This is a genomic window from Marinobacter sp. (assembly GCF_044799475.1).
Lineage (GTDB): Bacteria > Pseudomonadota > Gammaproteobacteria > Pseudomonadales > Oleiphilaceae > Marinobacter.
Genome location: NZ_CP085217.1, coordinates 593,838 through 613,605, shown reverse-complemented (window position 1 = coordinate 613,605; position 19,768 = coordinate 593,838). Strand labels below are relative to the sequence as shown.

Annotated in this window: 18 protein-coding genes; 8 read left to right on the top strand and 10 right to left on the bottom strand. The window is 59.7% G+C overall.

Translation table 11 applies throughout. From position 1 onward, the window contains the following. Positions 1 to 68: 68 nt before the first annotated feature. Genes LG327_RS02800 through LG327_RS02790 form a run of 3 tightly spaced genes read left to right on the top strand, consistent with a single transcriptional unit; the run spans position 69 to position 1,758 of the window. On the top strand, positions 69 to 380 hold the full coding sequence (locus LG327_RS02800) for a DUF2288 domain-containing protein (RefSeq protein ID WP_404365471.1): 312 nt from the start codon (positions 69 to 71) through the stop codon (positions 378 to 380). Positions 381 to 414: 34 nt separating this feature from the next. Continuing rightward, positions 415 to 786, top strand: coding sequence for a hypothetical protein (locus LG327_RS02795; RefSeq protein ID WP_404365469.1), 372 nt, complete (start codon positions 415 to 417; stop codon positions 784 to 786). A gap of 60 nt (positions 787 to 846) precedes the next feature. After that, entirely contained in the window at positions 847 to 1,758 is a 912-nt protein-coding gene (locus LG327_RS02790; protein WP_404365467.1) for a lysine exporter LysO family protein, read from the top strand. A gap of 150 nt (positions 1,759 to 1,908) precedes the next feature. On the opposite strand, the gene LG327_RS02785 is transcribed toward LG327_RS02790, so the two are convergent. From LG327_RS02785 to LG327_RS02765, 5 genes are all read right to left on the bottom strand, one after another. Further along, positions 1,909 to 2,370 carry a helix-turn-helix domain-containing protein gene (locus LG327_RS02785; protein WP_404365465.1) on the bottom strand — a complete coding sequence of 154 codons (462 nt, stop codon included), beginning with the start codon at positions 2,368 to 2,370 and terminating at the stop codon, positions 1,909 to 1,911. Positions 2,371 to 3,000: 630 nt separating this feature from the next. Continuing rightward, positions 3,001 to 4,371 (bottom strand): nicotinate phosphoribosyltransferase, encoded by a 1,371-nt coding sequence (locus LG327_RS02780; RefSeq protein ID WP_404365463.1) that lies wholly within the window; start codon positions 4,369 to 4,371, stop codon positions 3,001 to 3,003. Beyond that, a complete protein-coding gene (locus LG327_RS02775) occupies positions 4,368 to 4,922 on the bottom strand; it encodes an isochorismatase family protein (protein WP_404365461.1) in 555 nt (184 codons plus the stop codon). Before LG327_RS02775 ends, LG327_RS02780 begins: the two co-directional genes overlap by 4 nt. A gap of 185 nt (positions 4,923 to 5,107) precedes the next feature. Next, entirely contained in the window at positions 5,108 to 6,316 is a 1,209-nt protein-coding gene (locus LG327_RS02770) for an HD-GYP domain-containing protein (protein ID WP_404365459.1), read from the bottom strand. A gap of 129 nt (positions 6,317 to 6,445) precedes the next feature. Next, entirely contained in the window at positions 6,446 to 7,264 is an 819-nt protein-coding gene (locus tag LG327_RS02765) for a TatD family hydrolase (protein ID WP_404369178.1), read from the bottom strand. Positions 7,265 to 7,400: 136 nt separating this feature from the next. Between LG327_RS02765 and LG327_RS02760 the strand changes: the two genes are divergently transcribed. Continuing rightward, entirely contained in the window at positions 7,401 to 8,672 is a 1,272-nt protein-coding gene (locus tag LG327_RS02760) for a D-amino acid dehydrogenase (RefSeq protein ID WP_404365457.1), read from the top strand. Positions 8,673 to 8,681: 9 nt separating this feature from the next. On the opposite strand, the gene LG327_RS02755 is transcribed toward LG327_RS02760, so the two are convergent. From LG327_RS02755 to LG327_RS02740, 4 genes are all read right to left on the bottom strand, one after another. Further along, a complete protein-coding gene (locus tag LG327_RS02755) occupies positions 8,682 to 10,178 on the bottom strand; it encodes a flavin-containing monooxygenase (RefSeq protein ID WP_404365455.1) in 1,497 nt (498 codons plus the stop codon). Between the two features lie 151 nt (positions 10,179 to 10,329). Then, complete coding sequence (locus tag LG327_RS02750) at positions 10,330 to 10,812, bottom strand: DUF4124 domain-containing protein (RefSeq protein WP_404365453.1); 483 nt, start codon at positions 10,810 to 10,812, stop codon at positions 10,330 to 10,332. Positions 10,813 to 10,945: 133 nt separating this feature from the next. Then, on the bottom strand, positions 10,946 to 12,142 hold the full coding sequence (locus tag LG327_RS02745; RefSeq protein ID WP_404365452.1) for an OmpA family protein: 1,197 nt from the start codon (positions 12,140 to 12,142) through the stop codon (positions 10,946 to 10,948). Positions 12,143 to 12,331: 189 nt separating this feature from the next. Beyond that, complete coding sequence (locus LG327_RS02740) at positions 12,332 to 14,611, bottom strand: ATP-dependent helicase (protein ID WP_404365451.1); 2,280 nt, start codon at positions 14,609 to 14,611, stop codon at positions 12,332 to 12,334. A gap of 80 nt (positions 14,612 to 14,691) precedes the next feature. Here LG327_RS02740 and LG327_RS02735 point away from each other — a divergent pair, with 80 nt between their 5' ends. From LG327_RS02735 to LG327_RS02725, 3 genes are all read left to right on the top strand, one after another. Continuing rightward, the gene (locus tag LG327_RS02735; RefSeq protein WP_404365449.1) at positions 14,692 to 15,075 is read left to right on the top strand and encodes a DUF2237 family protein; all 384 of its coding nucleotides are present in this window, start codon (positions 14,692 to 14,694) and stop codon (positions 15,073 to 15,075) included. Positions 15,076 to 15,079: 4 nt separating this feature from the next. Further along, a complete protein-coding gene (locus tag LG327_RS02730) occupies positions 15,080 to 17,209 on the top strand; it encodes a tRNA(Met) cytidine acetyltransferase TmcA (protein ID WP_404365447.1) in 2,130 nt (709 codons plus the stop codon). A 116-nt stretch (positions 17,210 to 17,325) separates the two neighbouring features. Continuing rightward, on the top strand, positions 17,326 to 18,063 hold the full coding sequence (locus LG327_RS02725) for an ankyrin repeat domain-containing protein (protein WP_404365445.1): 738 nt from the start codon (positions 17,326 to 17,328) through the stop codon (positions 18,061 to 18,063). 11 nt (positions 18,064 to 18,074) lie between these two features. On the opposite strand, the gene LG327_RS02720 is transcribed toward LG327_RS02725, so the two are convergent. Next, on the bottom strand, positions 18,075 to 19,178 hold the full coding sequence (locus tag LG327_RS02720; RefSeq protein WP_404365443.1) for an enoyl-CoA hydratase/isomerase family protein: 1,104 nt from the start codon (positions 19,176 to 19,178) through the stop codon (positions 18,075 to 18,077). Positions 19,179 to 19,405: 227 nt separating this feature from the next. On the opposite strand from LG327_RS02720, the gene LG327_RS02715 reads away from it, so the two are divergent. Continuing rightward, entirely contained in the window at positions 19,406 to 19,741 is a 336-nt protein-coding gene (locus LG327_RS02715) for a c-type cytochrome (RefSeq protein WP_404365441.1), read from the top strand. The last annotated feature ends 27 nt before the right edge of the window (positions 19,742 to 19,768 follow it).

The window sequence follows — 19,768 nt, the reverse complement described above, 5'->3', positions numbered from 1 at the left end:
GCGTCCTCTCTCCGGGGGTGCAGGGCGGTCACGTGTGGAAAAGATACTGAGGCGAGGCAGGCCCCCTGATGCAATCAGCTGATGAACTGAAGGAAAAGCTCAATCTGGAGACCTCCTGGATTGGCTGGCATGATCTTCAGACCTATTATGCCCGGGGGCATGTGGTTCGGGTGTCCCCTGATCTGGACCTGCTGACGGTGGCTGCAGAACTTGCCGCAGACAACAGACCCCTGTTCGAGAAATGGATGGCGAGTGGTGAGGTAGGGGATGTGCCCCCCGACCTTGCGCGTGCATGGTATGAGCGAAATGCTGAGCTGTGGGCGGTAGTGATTGCCCCCTGGGTGCTGATACAGGACAGAAATGGGAGCGCACTGCACTGATGCGTGCCATCGAAGGGGGTCTGAAGACAGCCTGATGAAACTCCACTATTTTCATGGGCGGGGTCCGCTACGAGCTCTGGTGATGACCCGCGATGAGCGCCGGGTGGAGTTACACATCAAGAACGTGGGCGAAGACATCTGGGCTCTGGTTGCCATGGGTGGCCCGGCAGTCCAGCAGCCGGAACGCCACAGGTGTCAGGGGCCGTACCACAGTGCCTCCCAGGCAGAAGCCGCTCTGCGCGGAGTGGCTGGCTCGCTTCTGGGTGCGGGTTTTGAGGCCCGGCCGGAGATCCACGTGGTCTGGTCGGTGGTTGCCCAGCGCCTCGCCCGGAGCATCCGCAATGACAGGGATGCCAGCGAGGGCGATTACCGGTTCGATCCGGATCAGCATGAACCCATCTGGTGAGCTTATTCCCCGCCTTTCCTTTTTAGCCCAATCACTCAGTTTCAGAACCGGGATCTTCCCATGCTGTTCGACGCCCTGCTGATTCTTGCGCCCCTTTTTCTCGGTTTTGCAATCGCATTGACCAGCCGGAAGACCATGACGGTGATTCATTACGGAGTAGAAGGCCTGGTGTATTTCATTCTGGTACTTCTGGGCGTTGGCCTTGGCCAGATGGAGGGGTTGTGGGCCCAGCTGGGGGTCATGGCGAGTCAGGTGTCGGTGCTGGTGGTGAGCCTGCTGGTGCTGAATATGGCAGGACTCTGGCTCTGGCACCGCTGGCAGCCCATGAGTGCAGACGCCTCCGACCTTGCGCCGCCGCCCGGCTACCGTCGGCTGTTTCTGTCAGCACTGAAGCCGATGGCAGCGGTGGTAGCAGGCCTGCTGGCTGGCTATTTTCTTCTGCCGGCCCTTCCCCTGGTCGAGGACGTGGCGACCGCCGGCCTTATGCTTCTGCTGTTTCTGATCGGGCTGCAACTGCGCAATGCCGGCCTTTCCCTGAGGCGCCTGCTGATGAACCGGCAGGGTCTTGGCGTCGCCCTGAGCCTGACTCTGAGTTCCATGCTGGCAGGTCTGCTTGTAATTCCGCTCCTGACGATTCCCTGGCCTCATGCCATGGCGCTGGCGTCCGGCTTCGGCTGGTATTCGCTATCGGGAGTCGTGGTAGGGGATGCCCTTGGCCCGGCCTGGGGTGGGGTGGCTTTTCTTAACGACGTGCTGCGTGAAATCATTGCCCTGGCCATTATCCCGCTGATCATCACCCAGCGCCCCGCGATGGCGATCGGTTATGGCGGCGCTACTGCCATGGATTTCACCCTCCCAATTATACGCAGCAGCGGTGGGCTTGCCTGCGTGCCTGTGGCCATAGCCTCCGGATTTATCCTGTCCTTTATTTCACCGGTACTCATGGGGCTGTTTCTGTCGTTTGCTTCCTGAAAGCAGCCGGTTTCAGCATTTCCGATGACTGCCGGGAGGCAGGTGCAAGCCCTGAGGGCTCAGTGTGGGATGACGGACAGGGAGGGCGCATCAGGGGGTAGGGCGCGTTCAGAGCAGTTTTATGATGAAAGAATGTTCCGGGTATGTCTGTCAGGTTTTTGACTGATGCCCCTGCTCCCCAAGATCGTCGTCGTCGTCGTCGTCGTCGTCGTCGTCGTCGTTGTTGTCATGGCCGTCCGGACCTTCTATGCGTTCCACCGGCATTGACCTGTCCTCAACAAACACTTCTGAAGGATCGCGGGAGGCCCGCTCATGAAGAAGCCTCGCGAAATCCACCAGCAGTTCCCGGTCGTCATCCAGCAGGGCAATAAAAAGGGAATTGAGCTCAACCTGCTTGTCGTCCCGGGACCGCTGATCTGCCGCGGAGAAGATTTCTGCAAGAGTGAAGTCGAGAGAATCCGCCAGCCGGTAAAGCAGGTCAAGGCTGGGCTTCGCAGTGCCCCGCTCAATACGCGAAAGGTTACCCACGTGGGAGCCGGCCCGCTCTGCCAGTTCTGCTAGCGTAATGTTTTTTGACTTTCGAAGCTGACGTATTGCGCTACCGAGGCCCATATCATTCCTGTCTCTTAGGGCCTCCAACTTTACTCTTAAATGTGTCATAGCACAAAGCTACATTCCAGGCAATTTGTAACATCAAAAATGCCTGATATGCATTTTATTTTAAAAGCTAATTTAAATGCCGGTGTTATAGTTTTTTTGTAAGAACAGGATCTAAGGCGCTTTCGGGAAAAATGCTCTGTTTTATATTTTATTTCCAGAATAATTTAAAAGTTGCTTAAAAAAATACATAAAATAAATGTTTATTTGGGATTGGTCTTCTATATGATTTTGGACATTGATATATCCAGTGCTTTGATAGCGTAGGTTTTTATTCCGGATGTTGTCAGGATTGGAGAAGCGATTTTCCGGTTTGGTGTAATTGTGAAGCCACCTGGTTTCGCAGACCTCTGTTCCCGCATCATTCGGGCGGATTCAGCTCATCCGCTCGGTGACATGGCGGCCGGTTATGATAACTGAATAAAGCGACTGCGAAAATCGCGCAGGATGGGCATGAGAAAGGCCGGGAATCTCCGATAGCAGGCCCAGACAGAGCGGTGTGGAAATGCCGTGTAAGCAATCAGCGTAAGCCGGGCCGAAGGCGGTTTCCGAGCCCTTCGGCGTGCAGGGGGGCAGGAGGGACTCTCAGTCAGTCCCTTTGATAGCCTCCAGGGTCTTCTTCTGAATGGCTTTCAGGTGATCGCTGATGGTGACTGGATAATCGGCGTCCCGGTCGATGGCTCGCAGCTCCGGTGGCAGCTTCGCCACGGCACTCTGGCTGTATTCACAGATGTCGGCGAGAGGCCGGATGGCGCCATCCACCAGTTCGCCGTCGCGCAGGGTCTGCACCAGCAGGGCTTCGCCCTGCTGGCTTTCATCGCGGGCGGCAAGAATGTCTCCGGTGTAGTTGCCGTCGCTGTCGCTCTGGCGGAATACCTGCTTGGCAGCCGGCCAGGACTGCTTGCCTGGTGAGTTTTTCATGCGCGGTTTGCCAGCATACTCGGTGAGCTTGTAGGCCAGTTCCACATTTGGTGAGTCTTTGGCTGACCCGATGGCAGTGCCAACGCCGAAGCCGTCAATCGGAACATTATTCCGAACCAGCTCCTGAATGCTGTGCTCGTCGAGGCCACTGCTGGCCAGCACCTTGATCTTTGTGTATTCCGCCTCGTCAAACAGCCTGCGGCATTCCGTCGCCAGTTCCGCCATGTCGCCGGAGTCCAGGCGGATGGCGCCAATGCTGATGTCGGGGTTGGCCTTCAGCCAGGCAATGATTTTTTTCACCGCGGCCACCGTATCGTAGGTGTCCACCAGCAGTATGGTATCCGGATAGAGGCGGGCGTAGGTTTTAAAGGCATCCATTTCGTCATCATGGGCCTGGACAAAGCTGTGAGCCATGGTGCCCTGAACCGACAGAGCGAAGTCTTTCCCTGCCTGAACGTTGCTGGTGCCTGAAATTCCGGCGATGCGGTAGGCCCGAACCCCCCGGTAGGCTGCGTCGATTCCGTGCATGCGGCGCATGCCGAAGTCCACTACCGGCTTGCCGCCGGAGACCTGAACCAGCCGTAGTGCCTTGGATGCGATCACGGTTTCCAGGTGCACGTAATTCATGGCGAGGCTTTCCAGAATCTGCGCTTCGGCCACCGGGGCCTGCACCTCGAGGAGGGGCTCCTGGGGGAACACCGGCGTGCCCTCGGGCAGGGCCCAGATGTCGCCGCTGAAGCGGAAATCGGCGAGCCAGTCGAGAAACTTCTGCTCGAACATGCCAAAGCTCTCCAGTTTTTTCAGCTGCTCGCTGGTAAAGCACAGGCTGGTGATCAGCCGGCAGAAATTCTGCTGGCCGCAGGCCAGGACGATGTTGCGGTGATCCGGCATGTTCCGGAAGAACAGGCTGAAGGTGGCCCGCTCACCCATATCAGTTTTCCAGTAGGCCTGGGCCATGGCCAGTTCGTACAGGTCGACCATCAGGGCCAGATCCCGGGGTGGCAGCAGTGTCTGATCTTCGTCGAGTGTACTCATGAGGTGATATCCGCTCCCTTTGCTGAAAGTCTGTCCATTACCTCGGGCGCCTTGTCGCTGTCGACGGCACGGGTGCCGTCCGCCATCAGTTCGACGCTGAATCCTTTCTCGATGCCATCATTGACGGTGGCTTCAACACACACATCAAGGGCAAGGCCCACGACGTGCAGCTTCGATACGCCCCGGTACTTCAGAAAATCAGCAAGGCCGGTACCATCGAAAGCGGAATACTGGTCGCGGTTGAATGCGGTGCCCTTGCTGACCCGGATGGCATCATCAGGCAGGTTCATGTCCGGGTGGAATTCCGCGCCAGGCGTGTCCTGGACACAGTGCACCGGCCAGGGCCCTCCCCGGTGCTCGAAGCTGCAGTGATCAACCGGGTGCCAGTCCCGGGAAGCAATGATCAGCCAGTCTTTCCTGGTGGCCTCATCAATGTAGCGATTCACAGCGGGGAATATTTCCGGGCTGTCCGGAACTTCAAGAGAGCCGCCCCTGCAGAAGTCATTCTGGATATCCACCAGGATCAGGGCATCGGACGTGTTTTTAGGCATTGGGTCCTCCTTCGCAGTTGATCAGATGTTCCGTTTCTGTGAGGAGGCGCTCTGGAACGTAAAATACAGGGTGCCCGGAACCGGTTCGGAAAGCGCCATGCTGTATACGACTTTAACACCAGTCTGCCAAGGGCGGGAGAGGTAAGCAAATGGCAGGAAGGGGGGAGGTGGTCGTCAAGGGGGCGTCAGGCCAGAAATTTCCGGACGTCTATGTCGTAGTGTCTGGGGTCAACGGCCTCCCTGATCCGGTCCTGATTGCCGGGGCGGGACAGGTCGATGGTTTTAACGGTGATCGGCATGCGAAAACGGGTGTGATACATCACACGTACCACTGGCAGACGCTGATCCGCCTCGTTGCTTTCCACCACGACGCCGAGCCTGCCGCTTTCCAGAAGCACAAGGGAGCCCACCGGGTAAAGCCCGATACAACGGATAAATTGGCGCACGAGCTCACCATCAAGGTGGTCGCCACTCCACTCCAGCAATTTCTTCAGCCCCTGGGAGGGGGTCATGCTGCGGTGATATACCCGGTCGCTGGTAATGGCATCGTAGACATCGGCAATCGCCACCATGCGGCCGTGAATCGATATCTCCGCGCCCTTGAGACCCTCCGGATAGCCGCTTCCGTCCATCCGCTCATGGTGCTGGGCGGCGGTCAGCACGGTGAGTTCGCCAATGCCTTCGGTAGCCTGAAGAAGGTCCCGGGAGTGCCGCGCGTGTTCCTTCATGATCTGGAACTCGGCAGGAGTAAGGCGGCCGGGTTTGAACAGGATGTCATTGGGGGTAAGGATTTTGCCAATATCGTGCAGCAGTGCCCCGACGATGGTCTGGTAAAGGACTTCGTCAGTATGGCCTAGGGATCTGCCGAAGATGGACATGAGCACGCTCAGGTTGACCGAGTGCTCCAGAAGGTAGTTGTCTTTCTCCCGGATGCGGCCCAGGCAGGCCAGCGCATTGGGGTTCCGTGACACCGAGCCGAGCAGGTTTTCGGCTAGCTCGTGCACCGGGGAAAGATCGATTGCCTTGCCGAACTTGACGTTCTGCATCAGGTTGCCGACCAGGGTCTGGGCTTCTTCGTGAGTCTTCAGGGCGAAGCTGAACTCTTCATCCAGTGTCTTGCGTGCCTTGACAGCCGGAGAAAGTGAGCCGGATTCCCCCAGCAGGGCCTGATTGCTCTCATCAATTTCATGGGCCGGAACGCCGTCCGGGGAGTCCAGGCCACGGGCCGCGTCTATATAGACATGGGTGACGCCCAGATCACGGACCCGCTGGATCGTCTCATCGTTGCGGATAATGCCTCGGCGACGCTGGGTGTTGTGGGGGATCCAGTCGTTGTTCAGGTCAGTGATGTACATGCCGACATTTAACGCTGAAACCGGGATGCGCTTGATCATCAGGAGGGTCCAGAATATACGGGGTCAGAGATGAGAGAGCAGGCCGGCATTCTCCGCAGGCCAGGGGGCAGCTGCAACAGCCCCTTCCATTATTCCTTATGGGTTGATACGTGGCGGCCCCTGAATGGCTCACATTGATGGGCGGCTCTCAAAAAACGTTCGCAGACTGTTCCGGTAGGTGGCCTGGAGGACTTCCTCGATGGCCAGTTCCTTCACGTCGGCGATTTTCTCTGCCACAAAAGGAATGTAAAAAGGCGCATTCTCTTTTCCCCGGTAAGGTACAGGCGTCAGGAAGGGAGAATCGGTTTCCAGCAGCAACTGGTCAATGGGGGTCATGCGGATGATGTCCCGCACGTTTTCCGCCTTGTTGAAGGTGGATATGCCATTGAACCCAAGACACCAGCCCTGGCTGATGGCGTATCTGGCAAGACCCGGTCCGGAGGTGAAGCTGTGGATCACGCCCCGGCGTTTGAGGGTGTCCTCAAATTCGCCAAGGATGGCAATGGTGTCTTCATCTGCGTCCCGGCTGTGGATGACCACGGGCCGGTCCGTGTCACAGGCAATCTGCAGCTGGCGCCGGAACACCTCACGCTGGATTTCCCGGTCGGCGTTGTCATAGAAGTAATCCAGACCGATTTCTCCGACGGCTACCATTTTTTCGCCACCCACGTGGCTGCGGATCTCCGTTTCCACCCCGTCGGTGTAGCTCTCGGCATCGTGGGGATGGATGCCCTGGGTTCCATAGACAAAAGGCGCCATCTGGCTGAGTTCGCGAACCCGGGCAAGGTTTTCCGGCGCCACGGCAATGGTGATGATGCGCTCAATATTGACCCGCCGGGCCTCTGCCAGGGTCTCTTCCAGCGGCCGCTCTTTCAGGTAATCCAGGTGGCAGTGGGTCTCGATGATCGGATGTTCGAATACCGGGATTTCGCGTCTTTTGCTGCCCATAAAGCCCTGGCCATTGATTTTTGAAGCGGGCAGCAATTCTACCATGCCCATTCATTCCAGACAGCCAGAGCATGCTTTCCTCCTTGACCCTGGCGGCGATAAATCGTGAGATGGAAGTTCGAGGGAGGGCAATCACATGCATGCTGTTGTCATCGGTGCCGGAGTGGTGGGAGTTACAACAGCCTGGGCGCTGCAAAAGCGGGGCCACCAGGTCACCGTTATAGAGCGTCTCGACAACGCCGGGCTGGAAACCAGTAGCGCCAATGCCGGCCAGCGATCCTACGGAGTGGTCTACCCCTGGGCTTCGCCTGCGATGGTGCGCAAGGCGCTGCCCATGCTTCTGAAGCGGGATGGGGCCCTGAAGATGTCTGTGCCTCCCTCGTTATCCGCTCTCGGCTTCCTGCTCCAGACTCTCAGGTTTGCCTTGGCGCCGGGGGTTTACGGTCTCAACCGCCGGGCCATGCTGCGCCTGGGCATCCATAGCCGTTTCTGCTTTGCGGCTCTGGAAGAGGAGCTCTCACTGGTGTTTGATGGCGCACATTCCGGCCTGCTGCATCTGGCAAGCACTCCCGGCGCCATGGATGATTACAGGAACACGGCCTGCCTGCTCCGTGAGCTGGGCATAGCGCACCGCCTCCTGACACCGGAACAGGCCCGCGAAGCCGAACCCGGCATGACCGGGACGGGGCCGCTCTATGGCGCCCTGAGTTATGACACAGATGGCACCGGAGACTGCGGGCTGTTTTCCCGGGCTCTGGCCGGAGCCTGTCAGGCTGCTGGTGTCAGCTTTCATTTCAGCACGGAGGTTGTCCGCTTTCTCAGCGACGGCCACAGTGTTCACGGTGTGGAAATTCGCGAGGCCGACCAGGCTTCCCGGGAGCTGGAGGCCGATGCCGTCGTGGTGACCGCTGGCTGTGGGTCGCCCACGCTGCTGGCGGCGATCGGGGAGCGCCTGCCCATATACCCCGTCAAGGGCTACTCTCTTACTGCAGACATTAACGACCCGGAGCTGGCGCCGCTTTCCACAGTCCACGACGACCGCTTCAAGGTGGTATCGACCCGGCTGGGTGATCGTCTGCGGGCTACGGGATTTGTGGAGCTGGCGGGCTTCAACCGGGATATTCCGGAGCGGCGGCTGGACACCATACGCCGCTCCGTTGCCTCCCGGTTCCCCGGCGCGGCAGACCTGTTCAAAGCTGAAACCTGGACGGGATTCCGGCCGATGACGCCTGACGGGCCACCGATCCTGGGGCCCGGGCCCAGGAAGAACCTCTATCTCAATACCGGGCATGGCACCTTTGGCTGGACCCTGTCAGCCGGCAGCGCGGATCTGATTGCCCAGGTGATGGACGGAGAGACACCAGCCCTGAATCTGGACGCGTTCAGACCGGGGCGCTACAGCGAATAGCGGGATCCTTCAGGCCACCTGGTTGCTGGTGTCCTCTTCAGTCTGACTGCGGCGGGCACGGCAGAAATTCATGGACCCGTCCTCGACGCGGCCGAAGCGCAGGTTGAGCAGGTCCAGCAGATAGTTCTGATACAGCCGCCAGGGCGAGCGGTCTCCCTGCTTGGGCAGATGCGCCAGGGCCCGTGTGACATAGCCGGAATCCAGATCCAGGAAGGGCTCTTCCTGCACGTCCGGGTCTTTCTTCGGCACACAGATGTTGTATCCTTTTTCGTCCATGTGATTGATGAGCCGGCAGATATACTCTTCCGTCAGATCCGCTTTCAGGGTCCAGGAGGCATTGGTATAGCCCACCACCAGCGCCATGTTGGGCACATCGCTGAGCATCATGCCCTTGTAGCCCATGGTTTCGGGCAAATTCACCTCTTTGCCGTCCACCAGCAGCCTGGCGCCACCCATCGCCACCAGATTGAGGCCCGTGGCAGTCACGATGATGTCGGCCTTCAGTTCCCGCCCGGAGGCCAGGCGGATGCCGTCGGAGGTGAAGCGGTCGATGTGGTCTGTGACCATGGCTGCGTCACCCTTTCGCAGGGCCCGGAAAAGATCCCCGTTGGGCACCATGCAGAGCCGCTGATCCCATGGGTCATAGGAAGGGTTGAAGTGGGTGTCGATGTCAGCATCGGGACCCAGCTCCCGAAGTAGCTGCCGGCGGATCATTTTGCGCATGAGGCCTGGAAAGCGCCGGCATGCCTGGAAAAACAGCATCTGCATGGTGACGTTCTTCCACCGGGTAATCCGGTAGGCAGCGATCCCGGGTAGCAGCCGCTGCAGGAAGCGGGCAATCACGTCGACATCCGGCAGGGACACTATGTAACTGGGGGAGCGCTGCAACATGGTGACGTGGGCGGCTTCTTCCGTCATGGAAGGCACAAGGGTGACTGCTGTTGCACCGCTGCCAATTACCACCACCCGCTTGCCGCGGTAGTCCAGGTCTTCCGGCCAGTGCTGGGGATGGATGACCTGGCCCCTGAACTCATCACGCCCGGGGAATTCCGGGGTGTAACCCTCGTCGTAGCGGTAGTAGCCGCTGCAGTTGATCAGGAAATTGCAGCTGAACCGGACGGTCTCGCCTTTCTCACCATGGCTGGCTTCCACGGTCCAGGTGGCGTCGTTGCTGTTCCATGAATGCTGGATCACCCGGTGTCCATAATGGATCTTCCGGTCAATGCCGCTGTCCCTTGCCGTGTCGCGGACGTAGTCCAGAATGTCAGGCCCGTCGGCAATGGACTTGCCCCTGGTCCAGGGCCGGAAGGAATAGCCCAGAGTGTACATGTCCGAGTCTGAGCGGATGCCCGGGTAGCGGAACAGGTCCCAGGTGCCACCAATGGTCTCCCTGGCTTCCAGAATGGCAAAGGTTTTCCCGGGGCAGCGTTTTTGCAGGTGGCAGCCGGCCCCGATGCCGGACAGACCGGCACCTATGATTAAAACATCGAAGTGTTGAATCGCCATGAGGAAACCCTGTTGTCTGTTTGTTGGCCGGCTGGGAGTTCCGGGTGCCAGCTCTCACGTGGAGCGGCGGCTGGATTTCATTACACCCTCTGGCAGGAAAAGGATGCAAGTCATCTGGGGCCAGACATCGGTCCGCTCCCGCCAGTCCGGCTCAGGGTTTGCGGTACTCCATCCGTTCGACGCAGCCATCCTCGAAATAGACATAGGTGAGTTCGTAGAGTCGCCCGTAGTAGTCGGTGTGATATACCCAGGTTTCCTGGGGCACGGGATAGGTCTCCGGCGGGCGACCGAACGCCCTGATGACCTGGTCTTTGGTCATGCCTTGCACAACCTCACCGGCTACCAGATGCCGGCGCAGCCTGGTGGAATTTATGTGGCGGCAGGGCCTGTCTTTTTCAGCGTGTTCCTCGTCCCCGTCATGCCCGGAATCTTTTTCCGGGGATGGTTCCGGCTCCGGCAGGTTCGAGTCGAAGCTGCCTCCGATACGGTTGTCCGGGACCGTTATTCTCTGTGCATCCGGGCCGCAGGGCTGGTCGGAAAAGCGCACCCCTGACTCCGTCTCACAACGATAGACCCCTGCAACTGCAGGAGACAGAAGCAGTGACAGAACACTGAGCAGTAACCAGCGAATCATCCTCTTCCCCCGCTTTGTTCCGTTAGTCACCATTTTACGGCAATGGGTCTGACAGGGATTGCCCGTCAGTGACCGACGCCAGAAACAGAAAAGGCGCCCGCAGGCGCCTTGTCATATCCGTTTGGCCGGTGTTTTAGCGACGAACCTGAATCCGCGCTTCAACCCGACGGTTCTGTGCCCTGCCTGCGGCAGTTTCGTTGGTGAATGCAGGCTCTGTTTCGCCATAACCCACAGCGGTCACCCTGTCCTCGTCAACTCCGAGCACATCGGTCAGCCGGGTAGCCACGGCTTCGGCACGGCGCTGTGACAGGAACTGGTTGTAACTTGCTTCGCCCCGGCTGTCAGTATGGCCGGCAATTTCCACGGTTGTTTCCGGATGCTCCCTCATGAAGTCCGCCACCTCGCGGATTTCATTGTCGAAGCGATCTCCGATAACGGAGCTATTGGTGGGAAACTTCACTGAAAGCTCAATGGTTTCAACGGTTTCGGTAATGCCCTCGCAGCCGAATTCATCGACTTTGGCTCCAGCAGGAGTGTTCGGACACTGATCGACGCTGTCCAGAACGCCGTCGTTATCACTGTCGACTTCACAGCCACTGGCGTTCACTTTGACGCCGGGTTTGGTGCCGGGGCACTGGTCCCTACCGTCAACGACGCCATCGTTGTCAGAGTCGAGTTCACAGCCGCGGCTGTCGACGGATCTACCCACCGGTGTGTTGGGGCACTGGTCCCTGCTGTCGGGAACCCCGTCGGTGTCGCTGTCCTCCGGTGCCTGCTTCTCAACCTTGCGTCCAAAGGCAACGCTTAAACCCAGCGTGGCAAGGGTGTCCCAGGTGCTTTCATCAACGCCGTGGAATTCGCGCAGGTCGCCCCGCAGGGAGAGGCGTTCATTGATGTTGTAGCGCATGCCCACGCCAACGTTTACCCGGGTCTCGTCGTGATTGGTGCCCAGGGTGTTGATGCCTGGATCTCCGTCAAAATCCATATGGCCCACGCCAGCCGACACATAGGGATTCCAGGTCTCGGTCGGGTTGGCAAGGTAATAGATACCGTCAAGCCGGACGGAGTCGAAGTCATTGCGGCCGGAGCGATACTTCCGGTCGGCATCCCCGTGGGAGCCGACCAATTCCACCGCCCATCTGGGCAGAAAGCGGTATTCCGCGCCAACGCCGAAGGTGGCTGTTTCGCTCAGGTCCCGTTCGTCATCAAATAACTGGAAGCCGGCAAAGGGGTTGATGTAAATCCGGTCCTTCACTTCGTCCTGCGCAATGGCAGGTGCCGCAAATACCGTGGCCAGGGTAGCGAAAGCCAATGGACGCATGATCCTCATGCTAAATCTCCTGTCTTGTTCTGCAGATTTGTGAACACGAAAGCCTTTGGTTTCAGGGGCCTTGTCAGCTTTATTCTTCTTCATGTTTTGCAGCTTACGTGCAATTCATAATAAAAGTTACACCAAAAACAGCTTTTCGTCCTTACCGGTGCTCTGGAGAGCCGGTATTGCGACCACCATGGTATCCTCTCACTCCAGGGCATGGAAATAGAGATGAGCGCTTTTTTTGCTGAAATTCAACGTCTTGCCGGCATCAAAACTGACTTCAAACGCCCCCTCATCTTCGCTGATCACGGACCCCTGGCCAAAGATGGTATGAGACAGACGTTCATGCGCCCAGAGCGCTCCCTGGTTGTCGCCGGACTCAGGTGCGCCCGTGCTGCCGCTGGCCGTCCTGCCGCTGAGAGTCACGCCGGCTCGCCGGGCATAGCGTTCGCTCACCAGGGTGGCGGCTTCATCAACTGTCACCTGCTCCGGCATTTCTTCGGTGCTGTCCGCGATGGCTTCCAGGTGTTGCCCCAACTGGTCGGAAAGCCTGAAATGCAGTTCGGCAATGAAGCGGCTGGGCCCGGCACCGGCATCCATCGGTGGCCTCTGGCCGGAAGTCCGCGTAATGAGGTGCAAATGGTTGCGGGTGCGGGTCATGGCCACATAAAGCAGGCGGCGTTCGCTTTCGATCAGGCCTTTTATGTCGGTCCCCTGGCGCGGGCTGTAAGGCAGATACTTTTCCTGCAGTCCAGGCAGGATGACCGTGGACCATTCCAGACCCTTGGTGCGATGAATCGTAGACAGCAGTACGCCGCCGTTGTGGGGCCTCGCTGCCTTGCTCTTGAGTTCGCGCAGGTGCGCCAGGGCCTCTGCGGCTCCGACATTCAGGCCCGCAAGATAGGTCTGGAAGCCTTTTACCGTATCCACCCGTTCGCTGGCGGTATCGTGGGCCATGGCGAGGCTGCGCAGGCCTTCGAACAGGTCGGTGTGGTCTGCGTACTGCCTTATCAGGTCTGAAACCTGACCATCGAAGCGCTTAAGCCGCTGAAGGATCTCCCCGAGACGGCGCAGCTTGCGACCGGCCAGTGGCGGCAGCGCATCAAAATCCATGGCCAGAAGACGCTCGGCCCAGCCTTCGCCAAATCCGGCGAGAAATCCTGCCAGTTGATTCAGCTCGGCTTCCTTGAGACCGACATGGGGGAACCGTAGCAGGTTCCGTGCGACAGTCACCCGATCGGCTTCCGGCGTTTCTGGCAGAGTGCCGGTCGCCACCTGCAGCAGAGCGGTTATGGCCTCCACTTCGCGGCTGAACAGGGCGCCCTTGCCGGTGTCGATGCGATAGGGCAGTTGACGGTCCAGCAGCCGGAGTTCGATGGCTACACTCTGGCTCCAGACCCGGAACAGGATTGCCGTTTCATCCCGCTCTGCGGGGGACTGCTGTTCCAGGATGGCGAGTACCGCCTCCGGGTCACTGTCATTTTCATGGAGGCTGATTTTTGAATCCGGGGTGGACCGATGGGCGTGGCAGAGCACGTCTCTGCGTCCCAGATTGCGGCTGATCAGGTGATTGGCGAGAAGGGCGACCCTGTGACCGTAGCGGAAGGAATAGCTCAGGGTCTGTTCCAGCGGGCGTTCAAACTCATCGCTGAAGCGCCTCAGAATGAATTCCGGACTGGCGCCACGGAATTCATAGATGGTCTGGTCTGGGTCTCCCACCACGGTTACCCTGGCGCGATCGCCGGCCACATAGCGCAGCAGCAGGTGCTGGATTTCGTTGGTGTCCTGATATTCATCGACAAGGATCAGATCCATCCTGTTACCAACCAGCCTCTGCAGAGGGGGATTCTGGTGGATGGCCATCACCGGCTCGTAGAGCATGTCAGCATAGCTGATCCGGCTTCCGCCTTTGCGCCATTGCTCGAAAGCGTGAAACAGATCAATCAGATACCTGTGTCTGTCGCCAAAGCCCATTTCCTCGAACACGATTTCTGCCGGGGACAGTGTAGTCTTGACCCGGTCAATAAAGCCGGTGGCGGTTTCCACGTAATCCTTTTTGTTGCGGCGCACTTCATCCTGCAGGTCTTCCGGGACCAGACGCCGGGTCAGAATCCATGCCTGAAAGCTGATCTCCTGTTCGGTCAGAATGGCTTCGGAGAACGCCGGCAGGTAACCCTCACGGATGAAACGGCGGTAAAGCCGCAGGCCCATGGCGTGATAGGTGCGGATCTCCGGCAGCATCAGCCCGGAGTCCCGGGTTACGGCTGTCAGCTTGCGCTCAAAATCCTGCCTGGCGCTGCGATTGAACATCAGTACCAGCATGCGTTCCGGCCGCTGGCCCTGCTCCAGCAGATAACGGATGCGCCAGGCCAGAGTCGAAGTTTTGCCGCTACCCGCCACCGCCGTAATCACGGCGTGTTCGGGATCGGCGGTGATGATGGCGCGCTGTTCGTCGGTAAGGAAATGCGGGAGTTCAGTAGGCATTGGGCTATTGTAATCACCAACTGGCTTGTGGGTAACCTGTCACCCATAATGAGTTCCATTTTTCGGGCAGGAGATGTTTGATGGCCACTGTCATTACCGAATCGCTGAATGTGCTTGGAGAGAAGCTGGAAGTCTGCGGCACCGAGCCGAACACCGGGTTTTACCGGGATGGCTGCTGCAATGTGGGCCCGGACGACATGGGAGTGCATGCCGTGTGCTCCGTGGTCACGGATGAGTTTCTGGCGTACTCCCGCAGCCGGGGCAACGATCTTAGCACACCCGTGCCGGAAGCCGGCTTTCCCGGCCTCAAAGCGGGCGATGCCTGGTGCCTCTGTGCACCCCGGTGGCAGGAGGCCTTTGCAGCGGACTGCGCGCCCCGGGTAAAGCTGCGGGCCACTCACCGGGCGGCACTCAGGCATTGCGGGCTGGATGATCTCAAACGCCATGCCATCGATCTGAGCTGAGCCAATGGCAGCTGCCACTCCGTCCTGCTGGCGCAATTTCCAGCAGTCTCTTCAGGCTGCTGGGCAGCGCCGGTTGGTGCTGGTTGAGGGTAGCCGCGAGGAGGCTCTGTCATGGCTGGGCAACGTCCTTCCGGAGCTGGTGTTCGAAACAGGCCTGTGGAGCGGTCCCGCAACTGGACCGCCGCATCCGGGGCTGACCGCAATCAGGCCCGATGCCGGCAGACGCTGGCTCGGCCGGGAGATCCAGCTGCTGGTGTGGGATGGCTGGCAGGGCAACCCTCCGGACAGCCTGGCGGCTCTGAGCGGAACTCTGGCGGCGGGCGGACTCTGGTTCTGGTTGATGCCACCACTGGATACCTGGGGCGAGTTTGCGGACCCTGACTACGCCCGCACCGGTCTGGAGGAGGCAGGCCATCATCCTTTTGCAGAGCGTATGGCCAGGGTGATTGCGTCCGACCCGTCTGTGATCCGGGTAAGTCCCGGCGCAGAGCCGGAGTTGTCCGGTCCTCCCAGCCAGAATCCTCCATTCGTTCCCGGAGGCACTGCGGATCAGGCAAAGGCTGTCCGGGAGGTTCTGCGCACCGCCCGGGGCCGGGCCAGGCGGCCTCTGGTGATTACCGCGGACCGCGGTCGCGGCAAGTCGGCAGCTCTGGGCATGGCAGCGGTTGAATACCTGAAAGCGGCACGGCAGCCAGCTCCCGAGACCAGGGTTATAGTCACTGCACCTGGCACAGGCGCGGTGCGAACCCTGTTTGAACATGCCCGTCTGGCGGCGGGAGCGGAGGCGGTTCCGGGTCGGGATGAGTTTTCCCTGGTCCTGAGCGGCGGCCAGACCCTGTCTTTTTACGCAGTGGATGAACTCCTGCGGCACCGACCGGAAGCCGGGCTGGTGCTGGTTGATGAGGCTGCTGCCATTCCTGCGCCGCTGCTGGAAAAAATCCTGGGGGGCTGGCCCAGGGTGGTCTACGCAACCACAACCCATGGTTATGAAGGCTCCGGTCGCGGCTTTGCCCTGAGATTTCGCCGGGTGCTTGAGAAGAAGGCGCCTCGCTGGCAGTCCCTTCAACTTCATGACCCGGTGCGCTGGGCCGAGGGAGACCCGCTGGAGGCGCTGGTCCGGGAGCTGTTTCTGCTGGCAGCCGAGTCCCCGGTGGTTGAGGCTTCAGGACCGGTTACACTGAGCCCCTGGCGTCCTGCTGAGGCCACGGAAGGCGAACTGGCAGCGGCTTTTGGCCTGCTGGTGGATGCTCACTACCGCACTACCCCCGGAGATCTGCGGCAGTGGATGGATGATCCCCGGGGCCAGAGCTGGCTTGCCCGCTCGGGCGCTCAGGTCGTCGGGGTGCTGTGGATGACAGTTGAAGGCGGGCTGGATCCGGAACTGGCTCAACAGGTAGCCCTGGGGGAAAGGCGGCTGAGAGGCCACCTTCTGCCCCAGTCCCTGGCCAATCACAGTGGCTTTCCCGCTGCCGCGTGTCTGCGTCTTGCCCGGGTAGTGAGGGTGGCTGTCCATGAGCGCTGGCGCAGGCAGGGGGTAGGCATCGATCTGGTGCTGGCGGCCGGTGACCATGCCCGGGCAGGCGGCCTGGACGGGCTTGGGACCAGTTTCGGGGTCAGCCCCGACCTGCTTGGATTCTGGCAGCGCTGCGGTTTCGAACTGATGCGCCTGGGCCTTCAGCGCGAGGCCAGCAGTGGTGAGCATGCGGTACAGATGCTGATCGGCTTCTCGGACGAAGGGAAAGGGCTTGCGGGCCAGATCCGTGCGCGGTTTGCCGAGCACTGGCCGGTTCTGCTGCCCCGGGTGTGGCCGGATCTGGCGCCTGAACTGGTGTTGTCACTGACAGGTGCCCTGACAAGAGGCGCGGAACTGGATGCGCTGGATGAAGTGGAGCTTGAGGCTTTTTGCCATGGCCATCGTGGTCTGGAGCTGAGCCTGCTGCCAATGATGCGCCTGAGCATGAATCCGGGTGTGGCTGGCAGGCTTCTTTCGCTGCCTGATAAAGTCCTGTGGTGCCGCGCTGTTCTGCAGAACTGGTCGTGGCAGCAGCTGCAGGCCAGTGGTGACTGTCTCGGGCGACGGGATGGCGAATCCCGCCTGAGGGCGCTGGCAGCAGAGCTCTGGGTGGGGGCCTGAGGTGCTGTTTCCGGCAGGTGTGGGGCAAGGGGTTGCCAACTTGTGAACCGCTCGCTTTATTTCGCCGGCCTCACTGAGCAGAATGGCGGACGTCCTCTGAACTGGAAAACATCACCATGGCCAATGGAACTGGCGCTCGCGCCCTTCTGCCGATTCTGTCCTCTGCGCCTGTTCATGCTCTCACCCTCCGGTATGCAGCCGTGCTGGCATTCACACTTTTTCTGGGCGCCTGCGCTTCCCCCAGAGGACCTTCCAATCTCGATCAGGGGCAGGCCCGTGCTGATACAACCCCCATGGTGGCTGCAGTACGGCATGGCGACCTGGACCGTGTGCAGGCTCTGGCCGGGGACGGTGCCTCTCTCAATACGGTAACGGAGCAGGGTACGCCACTCTTTGTTGCAGCCGAGGCCGGCCACGCCCGGATCACCTGGTTCCTCCTGAGCGAAGGTGCCAGCCCGGATCTGGTCACAGAATCAGGCATGACGCCGCTGATGGTTGCGTCCCTGAAAGGTCATCGGCAAATCGTGGCCCTGCTGCTTTCTGCTGGCGCCGGGGTCAACGCCGCTAGCGAAGCCGGCGACACCCCCATATTTCTGGCAGCCCGGGAAGGTAATCTCTCGGTAGTGAAGGCACTGTTGTCGGCGGGGGCCAACGTCAATGTCAGTCAGGGCGATCACTCGCTGCTGATGCAGGTGGTTGAAGGAGGTGACCTGCTGATGGCGGAAGTGCTGCTGGCAGCCGGAGCCGATCCGGGCTACAAGGGGCCGGACGGGCTGACGGCACTGGCCATCGCCCGCCAGAATAATAGCCGGGAGCTGCAGATGCTTCTGATTCAGGCGGGCGCCGGCTCCTGAGATGACTCTGTTCAGAGTGCGATCAGAGGATCGTCCTGTGCGCTCCAGGCCGGGGTGAAATACGACTCCACATGCTCCCGCGGAACCTCCCGGACATGGCTGTGACTCCAGCTGGGCGAATTGTCCCGCTCGATCAGTCGGGCGCGGATGCCCTCGGCAAGGTTGGGCTCCCGGGCGCAACGGGATGCCATGACCAGCTCCATCCGGAAGATATCCTTCAGACCCATCTGCCGGCCCCGCAGCAACTGTTCATGGACCAACCAGGCACTGACCGGGCAGCCGCTTCGCAGGGTTCCAATGCACACCTGCCACCATTCATCCTCTCCCGGCTCGGACAATAAACGGTCCACCACAGTTTCCAGGTCGCCATCACGGCACAGTCGGGCGATCGTCTGTTCGTGGTGCGCCAGATTGCTGGCGGGCAGGCTGGGATCGGGGGGCGCATCAAGCTGATTGATCAGCCGGTAAACACGGTTGTCGTCCGTTGCGGCTTCGCCGCTCCATCGAGTGGCCAGGATGGTGTCAAGCAGTGCTTCCCGCTGCTGGGGGTAGACCGCAAGATCAGCAAGGCCCAGTCGCAGGGCATCGCTGATATTCAGGCGGGCACCGGTCAGGCCGAGAAACAGGCCCAGTCCTTCTGGCAGGCGATTGAGGAACCAGCTGGCACCTGCGTCCGGAAACAGGCCGATGCTGATTTCCGGCATGGCCATCATGAGATCCGGTGTTACGAGGCGATAGCGGCAGGCGGACAGCAGGCCCAGGCCGCCGCCCATGACCACTCCATGGGCCCAGCCGATTACGGGTTTGGGGAAGCGGTGAAGGGTATAGTCGAGACGGTACTCCTTACTGAAGAAACGCAGGGGCATGGCCGGATCATCCCTGCCAGTCAGGGCGTCGTGAAGTTGACGGACGTCGGCCCCGGCACAGAATCCCCGCTTCCCGTTGCCCTGAAGCATTACCAGGCAGATCCTGTCATCCACCGCCCAGGTGTCGAGGGCGGCCTGCATCTCATCAATCATCACGCCGTTAAGGGCATTGATAGTAGCGGGGGAATCCAGAGTGATCAGGCCGATCCGGCCCTCCATGCAGTTTCGTTCTTCAGTTTGAATCGTCATGCTGTCTGTCGGTCTCCGCTGCTGATCAGGATCTGGGGCTTCCGTATTGGCGACTGATGAAAAGCGCCGGGGAAGTACAGATATTGAGTTCCATCGTATTTTTCAGCAAGGCGCATTTGATTTATGGCATTTGGGGTGTTCAGCCCCTATGGTATAAGTCAGTAAATGTGCAATCATTCTTGAAAAGAATGCACTGAAACCAGCAAGATGATGAGAGGGTAGACCGCATGAGATTGAAAAACTATACCGCAGCCGGCGTTTTTGCATTAATCACAGCTTTACCCATGGCTGCGATGGCAGCCGGAGATCCAGCCGCAGGCAAAAGCAAATCGGCAGTCTGCGCCGCCTGTCATGGCGCCGATGGCATATCCCAGATTCCCACCTATCCCAATCTGGCAGGCCAGAAAGCGGGCTACACGGTTCTTGCACTCAACGCCTACAAGAACAAGCAGCGGTCCGGCGGTCAGGCCGCAGTCATGCAGGGCCAAGCTATGAGCCTGAGCGAGCAGGACATGGCAGATCTGGCGGCTTACTATGAAAGCCTGCCTGCTGGCGGGAAATAGATCCATCTGTAAGGGAGCCGATTCCTG